The sequence below is a fragment of the Micromonospora sp. R77 genome (genome assembly GCF_022747945.1).
Taxonomy (GTDB): Bacteria; Actinomycetota; Actinomycetes; order Mycobacteriales; family Micromonosporaceae; genus Micromonospora.
Window position 1 is genome coordinate 5,167,960 of the sequence record NZ_JALDST010000001.1, and the last position, 17,918, is coordinate 5,185,877.

Annotated in this window: 12 protein-coding genes and 5 pseudogenes; 16 read left to right on the plus strand and 1 reads right to left on the minus strand. The window is 74.2% G+C overall.

Translation table 11 applies throughout. The annotated features are described in order from the left end of the window. Positions 1 to 109 precede the first annotated feature (109 nt). From recN to MRQ36_RS24415, 12 genes and pseudogenes are all read left to right on the plus strand, one after another. Positions 110 to 1,867, plus strand: a complete 1,758-nt coding sequence (recN, locus tag MRQ36_RS24360; RefSeq protein ID WP_242799029.1) for a DNA repair protein RecN — start codon at positions 110 to 112, stop codon at positions 1,865 to 1,867. A gap of 118 nt (positions 1,868 to 1,985) precedes the next feature. Beyond that, positions 1,986 to 3,164 carry a putative cytokinetic ring protein SteA gene (gene steA, locus MRQ36_RS24365; protein ID WP_242799031.1) on the plus strand — a complete coding sequence of 393 codons (1,179 nt, stop codon included), beginning with the start codon at positions 1,986 to 1,988 and terminating at the stop codon, positions 3,162 to 3,164. A gap of 27 nt (positions 3,165 to 3,191) precedes the next feature. Next, a complete protein-coding gene (locus MRQ36_RS24370) occupies positions 3,192 to 4,133 on the plus strand; it encodes a copper transporter (protein WP_242799033.1) in 942 nt (313 codons plus the stop codon). Positions 4,134 to 4,194: 61 nt separating this feature from the next. Then, positions 4,195 to 5,053, plus strand: a pseudogene (locus MRQ36_RS24375) (hypothetical protein). Position 5,054: 1 nt separating this feature from the next. Beyond that, positions 5,055 to 6,739: pseudogene (murJ, locus tag MRQ36_RS24380) on the plus strand (murein biosynthesis integral membrane protein MurJ). Between the two features lie 178 nt (positions 6,740 to 6,917). Further along, positions 6,918 to 7,181, plus strand: a pseudogene (locus tag MRQ36_RS34050) (glycosyltransferase); the annotation flags it as partial. A gap of 68 nt (positions 7,182 to 7,249) precedes the next feature. Next, the gene (locus MRQ36_RS34055; RefSeq protein WP_242801550.1) at positions 7,250 to 7,495 is read left to right on the plus strand and encodes a hypothetical protein; all 246 of its coding nucleotides are present in this window, start codon (positions 7,250 to 7,252) and stop codon (positions 7,493 to 7,495) included. A gap of 8 nt (positions 7,496 to 7,503) precedes the next feature. After that, a complete protein-coding gene (locus MRQ36_RS24395) occupies positions 7,504 to 7,854 on the plus strand; it encodes a glycosyltransferase (RefSeq protein WP_242799037.1) in 351 nt (116 codons plus the stop codon). Next, on the plus strand, positions 7,851 to 8,084 hold the full coding sequence (locus tag MRQ36_RS24400) for a hypothetical protein (RefSeq protein ID WP_242799039.1): 234 nt from the start codon (positions 7,851 to 7,853) through the stop codon (positions 8,082 to 8,084). Before MRQ36_RS24395 ends, MRQ36_RS24400 begins: the two co-directional genes overlap by 4 nt. Next, positions 8,084 to 10,464: pseudogene (locus tag MRQ36_RS24405) on the plus strand (hypothetical protein). The gene MRQ36_RS24400 and the pseudogene MRQ36_RS24405 overlap by 1 nt, the downstream one beginning before the upstream one ends. 147 nt (positions 10,465 to 10,611) lie before the next feature. Beyond that, the gene (locus MRQ36_RS24410; RefSeq protein WP_242799041.1) at positions 10,612 to 12,366 is read left to right on the plus strand and encodes a CTP synthase; all 1,755 of its coding nucleotides are present in this window, start codon (positions 10,612 to 10,614) and stop codon (positions 12,364 to 12,366) included. Positions 12,367 to 12,421: 55 nt separating this feature from the next. Then, on the plus strand, positions 12,422 to 13,027 hold the full coding sequence (locus tag MRQ36_RS24415; protein ID WP_242799043.1) for an NUDIX domain-containing protein: 606 nt from the start codon (positions 12,422 to 12,424) through the stop codon (positions 13,025 to 13,027). Positions 13,028 to 13,096: 69 nt separating this feature from the next. On the opposite strand, the gene MRQ36_RS24420 is transcribed toward MRQ36_RS24415, so the two are convergent. Next, complete coding sequence (locus tag MRQ36_RS24420; RefSeq protein ID WP_242799045.1) at positions 13,097 to 13,348, minus strand: TM2 domain-containing protein; 252 nt, start codon at positions 13,346 to 13,348, stop codon at positions 13,097 to 13,099. A gap of 290 nt (positions 13,349 to 13,638) precedes the next feature. On the opposite strand from MRQ36_RS24420, the gene ald reads away from it, so the two are divergent. From ald to MRQ36_RS24440, 4 genes and pseudogenes are all read left to right on the plus strand, one after another. Next, positions 13,639 to 14,754 (plus strand): alanine dehydrogenase, encoded by a 1,116-nt coding sequence (gene ald, locus MRQ36_RS24425; protein WP_242799047.1) that lies wholly within the window; start codon positions 13,639 to 13,641, stop codon positions 14,752 to 14,754. Positions 14,755 to 14,780: 26 nt separating this feature from the next. After that, positions 14,781 to 15,772, plus strand: a pseudogene (locus MRQ36_RS24430) (site-specific tyrosine recombinase XerD). 220 nt (positions 15,773 to 15,992) lie between these two features. Continuing rightward, the gene (locus MRQ36_RS24435) at positions 15,993 to 16,916 is read left to right on the plus strand and encodes a ParA family protein (protein ID WP_088971037.1); all 924 of its coding nucleotides are present in this window, start codon (positions 15,993 to 15,995) and stop codon (positions 16,914 to 16,916) included. A 23-nt stretch (positions 16,917 to 16,939) separates the two neighbouring features. Beyond that, on the plus strand, positions 16,940 to 17,914 hold the full coding sequence (locus MRQ36_RS24440; RefSeq protein ID WP_242799049.1) for a ScpA family protein: 975 nt from the start codon (positions 16,940 to 16,942) through the stop codon (positions 17,912 to 17,914). Positions 17,915 to 17,918: the final 4 nt, after the last annotated feature.

Consider the following 17,918-nt stretch of genomic DNA (forward strand, 5'->3'; position numbering starts at 1 on the left):
CGCCGGCCGCCCGGCGCGGCTGATCAGCGGGGCCGACGGCGGCGAGGTCACCGCACCCCGGCCGCGCCGGCTGGTCAACTGTCGGGGGCCGCGTCTACTGTCGGGTGCTGTGCTGGAAGAGCTGCGCATCACCGGACTGGGCGTCATCGAGGACACCACGCTGCCGTTGGCCGGCGGGATGAACGTCATCACCGGCGAGACCGGTGCGGGCAAGACGATGGTGGTGACCGGCCTGGGCCTGCTCTTCGGCGGCCGGGCCGACGCCGGCCGGGTGCGCGCCCAGCCGGGCCGCGCGATGGTGGAGGGGCGGTTGCGCCTCACCGGCCGGGTGGCCGACACGGTGCACGCCCGAATCACCGACGCCGGCGGCGAGCCCGACGAGGACGGCTCGCTGCTGCTGAGCCGCACGGTGACGGTGGAGGGCCGCTCCCGGGCGCACCTGGGCGGTCGGAGCATGCCGGTGTCGATGCTCGGCGAGGTGGGCGAGCAGGCGGTGGCCGTGCACGGCCAGTCCGACCAGCTGCGGCTGCTGCGCCCGGCGGAGCAGCGGGCCGCGCTGGACCGGTTCGCCGGTCCGACGCACGAGAAGCTGCTCGACGCGCTGCGCGAGGCGTACACCCGGTGGCGGACGGTGGTCGACGACCTGGCCGACCGGCGGCGCAACGCCCGCGAGCGCAACCAGGAGGCCGACCTGCTCCGGCTGGGCCTCGACGAGATCACCCGGGTCGACCCGCAGCCCGGTGAGGACGACGAGCTGAAGGCCGAGGCGCAGCGCCTGGAGCACGCCGAGGGGCTGCGCACGGCGGCGCAGCTGGCCCAGCAGTGCGTGGCCGGCGGGGTGGAGGCGGCCGACGAGACCCCCGACGCGACGGTGCTGCTGGGCACGGCCCGCCGCACCCTGGAGGCGCAGGCCGGCACCGACCCGGCGCTGGGCGAGCTGGCTGGCCGGCTGGAGGAGGCGGCGACGCTGGTCGCCGACGTCTCCGCCGAGCTGTCGACCTATCTGGCCGCGCTGGACGCCGACCCGGCCCGGTTGCAGGTCATCTACGAGCGGCGGGCCGCGCTGCGCGCGTTGACCCGCAAGTACGCCGACGACGTGGACGGCGTGATCGCCTGGGGCGAGCGGGCCCGCACCCGACTGTCCGACCTGGACACGTCCGACGAGCTGCTGGACGAGCTGGACCGGGAGGCGTCCCGGCTGGCCGGCGAGGTGGCGGAGCTGGCCGGGCGGGTGTCGGCGTCCCGGCGGGAGGCGGCGGTCCGCTTCGCCGAGCAGGTCACCGTCGAGCTGGCCGGGCTGGCCATGCCGCACGCCCGGATCGAGGTGGCGGTGCTGCCCCGCCCGGTCGGCCGGACCGAGCCGAGCCTGTCGGTCAACGGGGTCGAGTCGGGCGTCGGACCGGACGGCGCCGACGAGGTGGAGCTGCGGCTGCTGGCGCATCCGGGCGCACCGTCGCTGCCGCTGCAGCGGGGCGCCTCCGGCGGTGAGCTGTCCCGGGTGATGCTCGCCATCGAGGTGGTCTTCGCCGGCTCCGGCGGCCCGCCCACCCTGGTCTTCGACGAGGTCGACGCGGGCGTCGGCGGGCAGGCCGCGGTGGAGATCGGCCGCCGGCTGGCCCGGCTGGCCCGCAGCCACCAGGTGCTCGTCGTCACGCACCTGCCGCAGGTGGCCGCCTTCGCCGACCGGCACCTGGTGGTGGCGAAGGACACCGGGGGAGCGGTGACCACCAGCGGGGTGCGGGTGGTGGAGGACACCGAGCGGGCCCGGGAGCTGGCCCGGATGCTCGCGGGTTTGCCGGACTCCGATCTGGGTATCGCCCATGCCGAAGAACTCCTGGCCGTTGCGGCCAAGGAAAGGCGACCGTGACGTCGGGTTTGTGAGCGCAAGCACACCGGCATGCGCTCCGGTGTGCTTCCCTGGGTAGGCGGCCCTGCTCAGGCATGTCGCGACAGCAAAACCTGCCTCACATGCCAGGATGGTCACGATGCGTCTACCCACCTTGCGCCGGAACCGGAGCGCGGAACCGGGCTCAGTCCTCGGCACCGCGCGTCTCGACCGCCGGACGAAACGGCTGGTCGGCCGGCTCCGGCCCGGCGACATCGCGATCATCGACCACGTCGACCTGGACCGGGTGGCGGCCGATTCGCTGGTGGCCGTCGGGGTCGCCGCGGTGCTCAACGCCAAGCCGTCGGTCTCCGGGCGTTACCCGAACCTCGGGCCGGAGGTGTTGATCGCGGCGGGCATTCCGCTCCTGGACGACCTCGGTGAGGGGGTCTTCGAGCAGATCCGTGAGGGCGACCTGATCCGGATCGAGGGCAACACCGTCTTCGTCGGCGAGGAGCCGGTGGCGCACGGCGCGCTGCAGGACGCCGAGACGGTGGCGAAGTCGATGGCCGACGCCCGGGAGGGGCTGTCGGTCCAGTTGGAGGCGTTCGCCGCCAACACCATGGACTACCTCAAGCAGGAGCGGGAGCTGCTGCTCGACGGCGTCGGCGTGCCCGAGATCGAGACCCAGGTCCAGGGCCGGCACTGCCTGATCGTCGTCCGGGGTTACGACTACAAGGCCGACCTGGACGTGCTGCGCCCGTACATCCGGGAGTTCAAGCCGGTGCTGATCGGCGTGGACGGCGGCGCGGACGCCCTGGTCGAGGCGGGTTACACCCCTGACATGATCATCGGTGACATGGATTCGGTCACCGACGACGTGCTGCGCTGCGGTGCTGAGGTGATCGTCCACGCCTATCCGGACGGGCGGGCGCCCGGGCTGGCCCGGGTCAACGGCCTCGGCGTGCCGGCCATCACCTTCCCGGCTGCGGCGACCAGCGAGGACCTGGCCATGCTGCTGGCCGACGAGAAGGGCGCCTCGCTCCTGGTGGCCGTCGGCACCCACGCCACCCTGGTCGAGTTCCTCGACAAGGGGCGCGGCGGCATGGCGTCGACGTTCCTCACCCGGCTGAAGGTGGGCGGCAAGCTGGTCGACGCCAAGGGCGTGAGCCGGCTCTACCGGCAGAGCATCTCCGGTTCGTCGCTGCTGCTGCTGGTCCTCTCGGCGGTGGCCGCGATGGCCTCCGCGGTGGCGGTCTCCACCGTCGGGAAGGCGTATTTGGGCGTGGTCTCCGAATGGTGGGACAATTTCGTGTTCCAGCTCGGCCAGCTCTTCTAGCTCCCCGACGATCAAGAGGCTGCAAGCGTGATCAACTTCCGCTACCACGTGGTGTCCCTCACCGCGGTCTTCCTGGCGTTGGCGATCGGCCTGGTGGTCGGCACCGCCGCCCTCAACGGGCCCGTCGCCGACTCGCTCAAGGAGAACGTCAACGCGCTGCGCAAGGACAACCAGCAGATGCGCCAGTCGGTCAACAGCATGCAGAAGGAACTCGAACTGGAGGAGGACTTCGCGGCCGAGATGGCGCAGGTCGTCCTCCCCGGCAAGCTCGCCGGCCGGCGGGTGCTGGTGCTCGACCTGCCCAGCGGTCGCAAGCACACCGAGGGCGTGGTGAAGATGCTGGAGCAGGCCGGGGCGAACATCACCGGCCAGGTCGACCTCCAGGACAAGTTCATCAACCCGGACAGCAACAACAACCTGCTCGAGCTGGCCGTCACCGCCGCCCGCCCGAGCAGCGCGCCCCCCTCCGGCCTGCCCGGCAACGGCCACGGGGTGGAGACCTCCAGCGCCCTGCTCGCCAGCGTCCTGCTCGACCGGGCCGCAGGCAGCCCTCCGGTCACCGACGCCGACCGCAAGGCGGTGCTGTCGGCGTACACGAGCTCCGGTTATCTGAGCGCGGAGGGCAAGGTCAGCGGCGCGGCCGAGGCGGTCGTCCTGGTCAGCGGGCAGCCGTACGTCGACAAGGACTCCGCGAAGGAGGACGAGTCGGTGGTCAAGGTCGCCGAGCAGTTCGACCGGGCCGGGGCGATCGTGGTGGCCGGCAACGGCTCGTCCGGCGGCAACGTGGTCGCCGTCGTCCGGGGCGACCCGGTGCTCTCGCAGACCATCTCCACCGTCGACAACGCCAACACCGTGCAGGGCCAGCTCGTCACCGCGCTCGCCCTGGTGCAGCAGCTCACCGAGAAGAAGGCCGGCCAGTACGGTGTCGGCGACAACGCCGCGGCGCTGCTGCCTAAACTGCCCCAGTGAGCGCCGGACCGCTGTCCGGTCTGCGCCGCACCGCGTACGGCATCCGGATCGGAGGGGTCGCGTGACCAGGTGGGGTCGACTGCTGGCCGTCGGCGCGGGGGCGGTCGCCGCCCGCTACGTGCTGCGGGAGGTGCGTACCTCCCCGTTCGCACCGGCGCTGGAACGCACCAACTTCCGCGGCCGGACGGTGACCCTCGCGGCCGGCCCGGCGCTGGCGGTCGGCGCCACGGCGGGTGCGCTCGGCGCGGCAGCGCCCTCGGCCGGGGCCGCCGCCCTGGTGGCCGGGGTCGGCGCGGGCGCGGTCGGACTGTACGACGACGTGGTCGGCGCTCGACCCGAACAGAAGACCGCCAAGGGCTTCGCCGGGCACCTCGCCGCGCTGCGCGAGGGTCGGGTCACCGCCGGGCTGGTGAAGATCGTCGGCGTGGGGGCGGCCGGGCTGTGCGGCGGCGCTGCTCGCCGCCGACCCCGTCGCCGCCCACCCCCGCCGGCAGCGGTACGGGGTCCTCGGCCGCGGGGTCGACGTGCTGCTCGGTGCCGGCGTGGTCGCCGGCACGGCGAACCTGCTCAACCTCCTCGACCTGCGCCCCGGCCGGGCGCTGAAGTCCGGCATGCTGCTCGGCGCGCCGCTGGCCGCCGGTCCGTGCGGGGGAGTGGCGGTCGGGGCGGTCGGCGCCGCCGCCGGGCTGATCGGCGAGGACCTCGGTGAGCGGGTGATGGTGGGGGACAGCGGTGCCAACGCCCTCGGCGCGCTGCTGGGGGTGAGCCTCGCCGCCCGTACCGGTCCGCTGGGCCGGGCCGGTGTCCTCGCCGTGCTCGCCGCGCTCACCGCGGCCAGCGAGAAGGTCAGCTTCACCCAGGTCATCCAGCGGACCCCGGGGCTGCGGGAACTCGACGCGCTGGGTCGGCTCGCCGACTGACGTGACGAAGGCACCCCTCGCCGGAACCGGCCGCGTGGCCGGAGCGGCCGCGCTCATCGCCGTGCTCACCGTGGTCAGCCGGCTCGCCGGGTTCGGCCGTACCGCCGTCTTCACCTGGACGCTCGCCGAAACCGACCTCGGCGGCACGTACGTGGTGGCGAACAACCTGCCGAACTTCGTCTTCGAGATCGTGGCCGGCGGGGCGCTGGCCAGCCTCGTCGTACCGCTGCTGGCCGGTGCGGTGGAGGCCGGTGACCGGCGGAGCGTGGCCGCCACGACCGGCGCGCTGCTGACCTGGACGCTGAGCCTGCTGATCCCCCTCGCGGTGCTGGTGGCGGTGCTCGCCGACCCGCTGATCGGGCTGCTCGGTGGCGGCCTCACCGACGTCCAGCAGCAGGTCGGGGCCCGGATGCTGCGGCTGTTCGCGCCGCAGCTGCCGCTCTACGGGGTGGGCATCGTGCTGACCGGGGTGCTCCAGGCGCACCGCCGTTTCGCCTGGCCGGTGATCGCCCCGCTGCTGTCCAGCGTCACGGTGATCGTGGTCTACCTGGCCTTCACCGCGACGGAGGGGAAACTGGCCACCGTCGGCCGGGTGAGCCCCGCCGGTGAGCTGCTGCTGTCGGGCGGCACCACCCTCGGCGTGGTGGTGCTGTCGCTCTCGCTGTTGATCCCGCTGCGCCGGCTGCGGTTACGGCTGCGGCCCGGCTACCGGTTCCCCGCCGACGCCCGCGCCCGGGTCGGCGCCCTCGCCGTCGCCGGGGTGGTGACGGTCACCGCCCAGCAGATCGCCCTGATCGTCCTCCTGCAGCAGGTCACCTTCGGTTCCCGGTCCAACCCGGGTGTCTACAACCTGGCCCAGACGATCTACTTCCTGCCGTGGTCGGTGCTGGCGGTGCCGCTGGCCGTGGCCGCGTACCCGACCCTCGCCGCGGCGCACGCGGGCGGCGACGAACGCGCCTACCGGGACACCCTCGCCCCGGCCGTGCGCGGGGTGGTGCTGTTCAGCCTGCTCGGTGCCGCCGCGCTGGTCGGCGTCGCCATCCCGGTCGGGCACTTCTTCTTCGCCCCTGCGGTGGCCGGCAGTGCCGCCGCAGCCATCGCGGGTTTCGCGCCCGGCCTGCTCGGCTACGGCCTGTTCGCCGTGCTCACCCGCGCCCTGTACGCCCGGGGGGAGACCCGGGCGGCCACCGGCGCCACGGCGGTCGGCTGGCTCACCGTGCCCGCGGCGGCGGTGCTGCTGGGACAGGTGCTGCCGCTCACCGACCGGGTGTTCGCGGTCGCCCTCGCCACCTCCCTCGGCATGCTGGTGCTGTGTCCTGCTGCTCGCCGCGGTGCGGCGGTCGGCGGGGGCCTGCCGCGCTGGCCGGGGTCGGCCGGGCCGGGGGCCGCCGGTCTGCTCGCCGCCGTCGTCGCCGGGTCCGGCGGGGCGGTCACGTCGTGGTGGCTGGTCGCGCTGGGCGACGGGACCCCGACGACAGCGCAGGCCCTGCAGGGCATGCTGTCCGGGGCCGTGGTGGGCGTCCTGTTCCTCGCCGTCGCCTGGCTGGCGGACGCGCGGGACCTCCGCCCGCCGTCGCCGCCGTCGCGTCGCCGGCTCGGCCGCCCGCGCCCGCCCGCGCCGACCGACGGCCCAGCAGGACCACCGCCCCCCGGACCGGTGACGGCAAGGAGACGGTGTCTCCGTGAGGGTGAGGAGTGAGCCGGGTTTGCGAGCCCCGCAGTCCCGAACGAGGGTCGGCTTTGTGAGGGTGAGGAGTGAGCCGGGTTTGCGAGCCCCGCAGTCCCGAACGAGGGTCGGCTTTGTGAGGGTGAGGAGTGAGCCGGGTTTGCGAGCCCCGCAGTCCCGAACGGAAGGTGAGTCCCGATGACGACGGCATGGCCGGGCCCCGTGGCCCTGGTGCTCGCCTCCAGCACCGGCGGGGTGGGGCAGCACGTCCGCTCGCTGGTCCGGGGTCTCACCGCCGCCGGCACGGCGGTGCTGGTCTGCGGCCCGGCGGCCACCGAGGAACAGTTCGACTTCACCGGCGTCGGTGCGCGTTTCGTCCCGGTGGAGATCCCGGCCAGCCCCACCCCGGCCGACGCGCGGGCCGTGACCGCGCTGCGTCGGACGCTCGCCGAGCACCCGGTCCGGGTGGTCCACGCGCACGGGCTGCGCGCCGGCCTGGTCGCCGTGCTCGCCGCCCGGCCGCCCCGCTCGTGGTCACCTGGCACAACGCGGTGCTCGCCGGCGGGCTGCGCGGTCAGGTCTCCCGGCTGGTCGAGCGGGTCGTCGCCCGCAACGTCCGGGTCGCCCGGGTGCCTGCCGACCTGGTGCAGCGGGCCGCCGAGTTGGGCGCTGCCGACGCCCGGCTGGCGCCGGTCGCCGCGCCGGTGCTGCCCGCGCCGCGCCGCCGCCGGGCCGCCGTCCGCGCCGAGCAGGCGTCGCCGCCGACCGGCCGCTGATCCTCTCGGTGGGCCGGCTGCACCCCCAGAAGAGGTACGACGTGCTGGTCGACGCCGCCGCCCGGTGGCGTACCCGGAGCCCGGCCTGTCGTGGTGATCGCCGGCAGCGGGCCCGCGTACCTGCAACTGGCTGCCCGATCTCGGCCGCGCGGGCGCCGGTGACCCTGCTGGGGCACCGCACCGACGTGGCGGACCTGCTGGCCGGCGCCGACCTGGCGGTGGTGACCAGCGACTGGGAGGCCCGGCAGCTGTTCGCGCAGGAGGCGCTGCTGCGGGCCGGCGTACCGCCATGGTGGCGACCGCGGTGGGTGGCTGCCGGAGCTGGTCGACGACGCCGCGGTGCTGGTGCCGCCGGGTGACGTCGACGCGGTCGACGCGGCGGTGCGGGGCCTGCTGGACGACGAGAGGCCCGCCGGCCGACCTGGCCCGGCGGGCGATCGCCCCGGCCGCGACCTGGCCCACCGAGACGGACACGGTCGCCACCCTGGCCGCGCTCTACGCCGAGCTGGCCCCGACCTCGGTCACCGCCGCACCGGACACGACCGCCACCGGGCCCGACGCCGCCGACCCGGAACCGGGACGTCCCTGATGCTGCGCAGACTGACCCCCGTCCTGCTGACGCTGGTCGTGGTGGTGCTCGGCATCACCGCGCTGGCGGCCCGACCCGACCGCGGGCCGGCCGGGCGCAGCGCCGACTTCGTGGTGCTCGCCGGGGTGGCCGGGCTGCGCTGGGAGGACGTCGACCCGCAGGGCACACCCACGCTGTGGCGGATGGCCGGACAGGGGTCGATCGGCTCGCTCTCGGTACGGTCGGCGCACCGGCCGACCTGCCCGGTGGACGGCTGGCTGACCCTCGGCGCGGGCAACTTCGCCGCCTGGAACGGCAGCCGCCGCAGCGGCTGCCCACCCACCGCGGTCACCGTGGAACAGCCGGACGGCATCGGCGCGAACCTGCCCGACCAGGAGGGTGTGGTCCGCTACAACCAGGACCGGCTCTCCTGGGGGACGATGCCCGGCTCGTTGTCGGAGTCGGTGCGCTGCTCGGTGGCCGTGGGCCCCAACGCGGCGGTCGCCGCCGCCCGCCCGTTCGGCCGGGTCGACCGGTACGCGCCGGTCCTGCCCACCGACCCGGCGCCGCTGCTCGGCTCCTGCGTGCTGAGCATCGTCGACCTGGGCACCGTCGACGGGACGGACCCGGCGACCTGGGCGCCCAGGCGCGGCGGGCCGACGCCCAGCTCGCCCGGGTGCTCGCCGCCCGGCCACCCCGCTCGCTGGTGCTGGTCGCGGGTGTCTCCGACACCGACCCGTCGTCCCGGCTGCACGTGGCGATCGCCGACGGTCCCGGCTGGGAGCGGGGTTGGCTCACCTCGCCGAGCACCGGTCGGGAGGGCTACCTGCAACTGGTCGACCTCGCGCCGACCCGCCCTGGCGGCGCTCGGCCGGCCGATGCCCGAGCGGCTCTTCCCTGGCCGGCCCGCGCTCTCGGTCGACGGCCGGCCGGCGGACTTGCGGACCGCCATCGACGAGCCGGCCGGCGCGGACCGAGGCGGGGGCGCAGCGGCGGGTGGCCGGCTGGTTCTTCGCGCTTGCTCGCGGCCGCCCAGGTGGCGCTCTCGATCGCGGTGCTGCCGCTGCTGCGCCGGGCCCGCCGGCACGCCGGTCCGCACGGTCCCGAGCCGGTCTCCCGCCGGATCGTGGCGAGCGTGGAGCTGCTGCTGGTCGCCGCCGCCCTGGCGGTGCCGGCCGCCCTGCTGGCCGATGCCGTGCCGTGGTGGCGGTGGCCCCACGCGGGGTGGTGGTTCGCCGCGGTGACGGCCCTGCTGGTGGCCGGCGGCACGGCGGTGGTGCGGTTCGCCCCCGGCCACGAGCGGACCCTGGGGCCGCTCGGCGTGGTCGCCGGGCTGGCCGCCCTGGTGGTCGGTGCGGACGTGCTCACCGGGGCGCGGTTGCAGCTCAACGGCGTGGTCGGCTACTCGGCCCTCGAGGGCGGCCGGTACGCCGGGCTCGGCACGGTCGGCCTCGGCGTGTTCATCGCCGGAGCGTTGCTGTGCGCCGGCTGGCTGGCCCAGCGGGTCCGGCGGGGCTGGCGACCGGCGGTGATGGTGGCCGTCGGCGGTGCGGCCGTGGTGGTGGTCGGCAGCCCCTATCTGGGCGCGGACTCGATCGGCGCGATCGCGTTGACCGCCGGGGTGAGCGTCGCCGCGGCGATCAGCACCGGCGGCTGGCTCACCGTGAGCCGGCTGGCCTGGGCGACCATGGCCGGGCTGGCGGTCACCGTCGGCTTCGCCGTGGTGGATCTGCGGCGACCGGCCACCGAGCGGGGCAGCCTCGGCCGGTTCCTCGCCGCCGTCGGGGACGGCACCGGCGGGCTCACCGTGCACCGCTCCAGCACCGCCAACGTGGAGACCCTGGTCAACAGCCCGCTCACCTTGCTGCCCTGGCCGGCGCGGCCCTGGTCTGGTTCGCCCTGCTGCAGCCGTGGGGCGGGCTGTTGCGGCTCTTCGGCATCTACCCGGCGATCCGGGCGGCGATGGCGGGCACCGTGGTCGCCGCCGCCGTCGGCGGGTTGCTCGGCGGGTCGGCGCTGGACGTGGCCGGCGCGGCCGGCTCTGGTGGTGCCGATGGCGCGCGGCCGCGCTGCGGGTGCTCGATCCACCGACCGCACCCTGCCTGGTGCGGGACGGCCCGGTGACGAGGGCACGGCCGGCGCGGCGGGCGGGCCCACCGACGGTGACGGTCCCGGGGGCGGCCGTGCGCCGGTCGACGGACGCACCGGGCCGCCCGACGCCGGACGACCCGAGCCGGGAAGGCCGACGCCGGACGGGCCGACGGCGGACGGGACTCGGCCCGGCCCGACGGCCCCGACGGTCTGCGCACCCGGCGGCGCCGGGGCCGCCGACCGTCGGCGCGGGCCTGGTCCGGTGCCGGCCCAGCCCGGCCCGGCATCGACCGACGTCGTCACCGGCTGATCCGGCACCCGACCCGACGTGCGCCGACGGTGGTGCGCTCGGCGGGGCCGGTGATGGTGTTACCGTGGAATCCCGTGGATCGCGTGATCACTTGGCTGATCGGCACGGCGGTTCGCACGACCGCTACGGACGACACGGGAGCAGGCGTTGGCCCCTTCAGCACGGACGACCAGGCACATTTTCGTCACCGGGGGCGTCGCCTCCTCGCTGGGCAAGGGCCTCACCGCCTCCAGCCTCGGCAACCTGCTGACCGCGCGCGGGCTGCGCGTGGTGATGCAGAAGCTCGACCCGTACCTCAACGTCGACCCGGGGACGATGAACCCGTTCCAGCACGGTGAGGTCTTCGTCACCGAGGACGGCGCCGAGACCGACCTCGACGTCGGGCACTACGAGCGGTTCCTCGACCGGGCGCTCTCCGGCAAGGCCAACGTCACCACCGGCCAGATCTACTCCGACGTGATCGCCAAGGAGCGGCGCGGCGAATACCTGGGCGACACCGTCCAGGTCATCCCGCACATCACCAACGAGATCAAGGCCCGGATCCTGGGCATGGCCGACCCGGACACCGAGGGCCAGGTGCCGGACGTGGTGATCACCGAGGTCGGCGGCACGGTCGGCGACATCGAGTCGCTGCCGTTCCTGGAGGCGATCCGCCAGGTCCGTCACGACCTGGGCCGGGACAACTGCTTCTATCTGCACGTCTCGCTGGTGCCCTACCTCGCGCCGTCGGGTGAGCTGAAGACCAAGCCCACCCAGCACTCGGTGGCGCAGCTGCGCAACATCGGAATCCAGCCCGACGCGATCGTGCTGCGCTGCGACCGGGAGATCCCGGAGAAGCTCAAGGAGAAGCTCTCGCTCTACTGCGACGTGGACCGGGAGGCCGTGGTGGCCGCCCCGGACGCGCCGAGCATCTACGACATCCCGAAGGTGCTGCACCGCGAGGGCCTCGACGCGTACGTGGTGCGCCGGCTCGGCCTGTCGTTCCGGGACGTCGACTGGACCAGCTGGGACGACCTGCTGGAGCGGGTGCACCAGCCGCACCACACCGTCACCGTCGCGGTGGTCGGCAAGTACGTCGACCTGCCCGACGCGTACCTGTCGGTCAGTGAGGCGATCCGGGCGGCCGGGTTCGGCCACCGGGCCCGGGTGCAGCTCAAGTGGGTGCCCAGCGACGACTGCGTCACCCCGGCCGGGGCGGCGAACGCCCTGGCCGGCGTGGACGGCATCCTCATCCCGGGCGGCTTCGGCGTCCGCGGCATCGAGGGCAAGATCGGCACCGCCCGGTACGCCCGGGAGAACGGCATCCCGCTGCTCGGCCTCTGCCTCGGCCTGCAGTGCATGACCATCGAGGTGGCCCGCCACCTCGCCGGCCTCGACGGGGCGAACTCGCTGGAGTTCGACGAGGAGGCCACCCACCCGGTCATCGCCACCATGGCCGACCAGGAGGACATCGTCGCCGGCAAGGGCGACCTGGGCGGCACCATGCGGCTCGGGGCGTACCCGGCGAAGCTGGCCGAGGGCTCGATCGTCGCCGAGGCGTACGGCAGCACCGAGGTCAGCGAGCGGCACCGGCACCGGTACGAGGTGAACAACGCCTACCGGGACCAGCTCACCAAGGCCGGCCTGCACATCTCCGGCACCTCCCCGGACGGTCGGCTGGTCGAGTTCATCGAGCTGGACCGCGAGCTGCACCCGTTCTTCGTGGCCACCCAGGCGCACCCGGAGCTGAAGAGCCGGCCGACCCGGCCGCACCCGCTCTTCGCCGGCTTCGTCAAGGCCGCCATCGCGTACTCCGAGGCCGACCAGCTCCCGGTCGACCTGGACGCGGCGCAGGCCCCGGCGGCGAAGAAGGCCGGCCGCAACGGCGGCACCCCGGCGGCGAAGGCGGCCTCCGGCTCGTGAGCGCGAGGAGTGAGCCGGTCCTGCGAGCCCCGCAGTCGCGAACGAAGGAGGCCCTGTGAGCGCCGTCGAGCACCGGTACGAGGTGACCGCCCACCGCGAGGTCTGGACCGGCCGGATCTTCTCGGTGGTCAGCGACGACGTGACCATGCCCGGCGGCGGCACCGCGCCCCGCGACTACGTGAAGCACGTGGGCGCGGTGGCCGTGGTGGCGCTGGACGACGCCGGTCAGGTGGTGCTGATCCGTCAGTACCGGCATCCGGTGGGCCGGCACCTGTGGGAGCTGCCGGCCGGGTTGATGGACGTCAGCGGCGAGGACCTGGCCGAGGCGGCGGCCCGGGAGTTGGCCGAGGAGGCCGATCTGACCGCCGGCAGCGTCGACGTGCTGGTCGACCTGCACAGCTCGCCCGGCTTCTCCGACGAGGTGGTCCGGGTCTTCCTCGCCCGGGACCTGGCGGACGTGCCGGCGGAGCAGCGGCACGAGCGGCACGAGGAAGAGGCCGACCTGCAGGTCGTCCGGGTCGACCTCGACGAGGCGGTCCGGATGGTCCTGGCGGGCGAGATCACCAACGCCTCCTGCGTGGCCGGGCTGCTCGCCGCCGCCCGGGCCCGCGACACCGGCTTCACCGAGCTGCGCCGCCCGGCCGCGCCGCTGCCGCGCTGAGCACACGTACTGGACAGGACAGGGCCGCGCGGTCTGCACCGCGCGGCCCTGGTCGTTCCCGGGCGGAGGTCAGTCCCGCAGCGGGCGGCCCTGCCCGTCGACCCCGCCGTTGACGAGGATCAGGATGCCGTCGATGGTGCCCCAGATGGCGCCGATGCCGCAGGTCACCAGGGTCACCACGAGCTGGATCACGCCGGTCTTGGTGTCGCCCATGTAGAACCGGCCGACGCCGAAGCCGCCGAGGAGGATCTGGAGGATGCCCGCGACGACCTTGCTCTTGTCCGAGACGCCGCCGGGGTACTGCTGGTAAGGGTTGGTCATGGGGCGACACCCTAGTGATCCACTCGCGTCCTGTCCGCACCGCCTCGCGGACGGTGGGACGATGGGTGGCGAACACTGTCCTGACGGCTGAGGCGGTCTCCACCGCCGACCCGGTTCACGCCTGACACTTCGTCAGGACCGCCGGGCACCGGGTGGCACTGTGCTGGCTCCCGGCGGATGCGCGCGCGCCTAGACTGCCGCCGGCGGGACCGGTGGACCGCGCCGGCAATGGGGCCGGTGCGGCACCGAGAAGTCGGGGGTGGGCAGCCCCGAAGAGAGGTGTCTGCATCGTGAAGGTCGGAATCCCACGCGAGGTCAAGAACCACGAGTACCGCGTGGCGATCACGCCCGCGGGCGTCAACGAGTTCACCCGCCACGGCCACGAGGTCTTCGTCGAGGCCGGCGCGGGGGTCGGCTCCAGCATCACCGACGAGGAGTTCGCCGCCGCCGGCGCGAAGATCCTGGGCACCGCCGACGAGGTGTGGGACACCGCCGACCTGGTGCTCAAGGTCAAGGAGCCGATCGCCGAGGAGTACCACCGGATGCGCGAGGGGCAGGTGCTCTTCACCTACCTGCACCTGGCCGCCTCGAAGGAGTGCACCGACGCGCTGATCGACCGCAAGGTCACCGGCATCGCGTACGAGACGGTCGAGCTGCCCGACCGGTCGCTGCCGCTGCTCGCCCCGATGTCCGAGGTGGCCGGCCGGCTCGCCCCGCAGGTGGGCGCCTTCTACATGATGCGTACCGGCGGTGGCCGGGGCGTGCTGCCGGGCGGGGTGTCCGGCGTGTACGCGGCGAAGACCGTGGTGATCGGCGCGGGCGTGTCCGGCCTGAACGCCGCCGCCATCGCGCTGGGCCTGCAGTCCGAGGTGCTGCTGCTGGACAAGAACGTGGCCCGGCTGCGGCAGGCCGACGCGATCTACCGGGGCCACCTGCAGACGGTCGCCTCCAACGCGTACGAGATCGAGCGGGCCGTGCTGGACGCGGACCTGGTCATCGGCGCGGTGCTGGTGCCCGGCGCGAAGGCCCCGACGCTGATCTCCAACGAGCTGGTCTCCCGGATGAAGCCGGGCAGCGTGCTCGTCGACATCGCCATCGACCAGGGCGGCTGCTTCGAGGACTCGCGTCCCACCACGCACGCCGACCCGGTCTACAAGGTCCACGACTCGATCTTCTACTGCGTGGCGAACATGCCCGGCGCGGTGCCGAACACCAGCACCTACGCCCTGACCAACGTCACCCTGCCGTACGCCCTGGAGCTGGCCAACAACGGCTGGCAGGAGGCGCTGCGCCGCGACCCGGCGCTCGCCCTGGGTCTGAACACCCACGCCGGCCAGGTCGTCTACGGCCCGGTCGCCGAGGCGCACGGCATGGCCACCCTGCCGCTGGACGAGGTCCTGGGCTGAGGAACGACAGCCCGAAGGGGAACAGCCTGACCGCTGCTGCGCGCAGGGCCGGCGCGGGCGAACAGCCCGCGCCGGCCCTGCGTCGTGCCGTCCGCGGCTACCTCGACCACCTCACCGTCGAACGGGGACTGTCGGCGAACACGCTCGTCTCGTACCGCCGCGACCTGGACCGCTACCTGACCACCCTGGCCGCCGCCGGCGTGGATGACCTGGCCGCCGTCGACGCGGGCACGGTGGAGTCGCACCTGGCCCGGCTGCGGGCCGGCGACGCCGACCATCCGCCGCTGGCGGTGTCGTCGGCGGCCCGCGCGGCGAGCGCGGTGCGCGGGCTGCACCGCTTCGCGCTGCGCGAGGGACTGGCCGGCGTCGACCCCAGCCGCGACGTCCGCCCGCCCACCCCGCCGCGCCGGCTGCCCCGGGCGCTGCCGGTCTCCGACGTGGTCCGGCTGCTCGACACGGCCGGCGCGGTGACCGCGACCGGCGAGGGCGCGCCCCTCGCGCTGCGCGACCGGGCGCTGCTGGAGTTCCTGTACGGCACCGGCGCGCGGATCTCCGAGGCGGTCGGTCTCGCCGTCGACGACCTGGACACCGACGCCGGCGCGGTGCTGCTGCGCGGTAGGGCGGCCGGACCCGCCTGGTGCCGATCGGCGGGTACGGGGTGGACGCGCTGCGCGCCTGGCTGGTGCGGGGCCGCCCCGGCCTGGTGGCGGCCGGCCGGGGCACCCCGGCGGTCTTCGTGAACGCCCGGGGCGGGGCGCTGACCCGGCAGGGCGCATGGACCATCCTGCGCCGGGCCGCCGAACGGGCCGGCCTGCCGGTGCACGGGGCGGGGGCGGTCTCCCCGCACACCCTGCGTCACTCGTACGCCACCCACCTGCTCGACGGTGGTGCGGACGTGCGGGTGGTGCAGGAACTGCTCGGCCACGCCTCGGTGACCACCACCCAGGTGTACACGTTGGTCACCGTGGAGCGGCTGCGCGAGGTGTACGCCACCGCCCACCCGAGGGCCCGTGGCTGACCCCGTCGTCCCGCGCTGACCGGCCGGGACGCCCGACACGCCGACCGGCTACCGAACGCGCTGCTGGCGCGTGGCGTACAGTCGGCATCGGCGCGGACCTCCTGGGGCGACGAACCGGGGTGCGGTGTCGACGGCGGTGACGGTGGGAGCGCAGCGGCGCCGCGAGGGACGTCGGACGGCTCCGGCGCCGGGTGGTCGTCGGGAGGGGGCAGACGAGGACATGGCTGGCAACGGTGACCGTGCCGACGCCTGGACGTCGGAGCTCCGCGAGCAGCAGGCGTCGCTCGGCGCCGACCTGGGTCCGGCCGACCCGGCCGCGTACACGATGCGCAAGCCGATCCCCGAGCCGATGCCGACCGACCGGCACGGCCCCGCGCGGATCATCGCGATGGCCAACCAGAAGGGCGGCGTCGGCAAGACCACCACGACCATCAACCTGGGTGCCGCGCTCGCCGAGTACGGCCGCAAGGTGCTGCTGGTCGACTTCGACCCGCAGGGCGCGCTCTCGGTCGGGCTGGGCGTCAACCCGCACAACCTCGACCTGTCGGTCTACAACCTGCTCATGCAGGACGACGTCACCGCCGAGGACGTCCTGATCAAGACCGACGTGGCCGGGCTGCACCTGCTGCCGGCCAACATCGACCTCTCCGCCGCCGAGATCCAGCTGGTCAACGAGGTCGCCCGCGAGATGGCCCTCGCCCGGGTGCTGCGCACCATCCGCAAGGAGTACGACTACATCCTCATCGACTGCCAGCCGTCGCTCGGCCTGCTGGCGATCAACGCGCTGACCGTCGCGCACGGCGTGCTCATCCCGCTGGAGTGCGAGTTCTTCAGCCTGCGCGGCGTGGCCCTGCTGCTGGACACCATCGACAAGGTCCGCGAGCGGCTCAACTTCGACCTCGAACTCGAAGGCATCCTCGCCACCATGTACGACAGCCGCACCACGCACTGCCGGCAGGTGCTCCAGCGGGTGGTGGAGGCGTTCGGCGACAAGGTCTACCAGACGGTGATCACCAAGACCGTCAAGTTCCCCGAGTCGACCGTCGCGGGCGCCCCGATCACCACGCTCGACCCGGCCTCCTCCGGGGCGCGCAACTACCGCCAGCTCGCCCGTGAGGTGATCGCCGCCCAGGCGGAGCGGTAGGTCGCACGCCGCATGTCCGCAGCGTGGACTACGGTTTCCCGGTGACCGCGCCGCCCCTCGACCCGCCCGCCGCCGATCCGGGGGTCGCCGCCGAGCTGGCCGCCGAGGTCGACGGGGTGCTGCCCGCCACGGAGCCCACCGAGACCGGTGGCTTCACCGTCCGGCTGGCGAACTTCACCGGCCCGTTCGACCTGTTGCTCCAGCTCATCAGCAAGCACAAGCTCGACGTCACCGAGGTGGCCCTGCACAAGGTCACCGACGAGTTCATCGCGTACATCCGGGCCATGGGCGACCAGTGGGACCTGGACGAGACGAGCGAGTTCCTGCTGATCGCCGCCACCCTGCTCGACCTGAAGGCGGCCCGGCTGCTGCCCGCCGCCGAGGTGGAGGACGAGGAGGACCTGGCCCTGCTGGAGGCGCGGGACCTGCTCTTCGCCCGGCTGTTGCAGTACAAGGCGTACAAGGAGGCGGCGGCGCACCTGGCCGAGCTGGAGGCGGTCGGCGGCCGGCGCTATCCCCGAATGGTCGCCCTGGAACCCCGGTACGCCGAGGCGCTGCCCGACCTGGTCCTCGGCATCGGCCCGGAGCGGCTGCTCAAGCTGGCGCTGCGGGCGATGACCCCGAAGCCGGTGCCCGAGGTCTCCATCGCGCACGTGCACATGGTCCGGGTCAGCGTCCGCGAGCACGCCGCCATCCTCACCGAGCGGCTGCGCCGCGCCGGCACCGCCACCTTCTCGCTGCTCTGCGCCGACTGCGAGATCACCCTGGAGGTGGTGGCGCGCTTCCTCGCCCTGCTGGAGCTCTACCGGGAGGGTCTGGTCGCCTTCCTCCAGGAGCAGGCGCTGGAGGAGCTGACCGTACGCTGGACCGGCCCCGCCGAGGGCGACACCGACCTGCACGTCGACGAGTACGCCGGCTCCCCGGAACCCACCGACCCCACCCCGGCTGATCCCACGCCGCGCCCGCTGGCGGACGAGCCCGCACCGACACAGGAGTGACCCC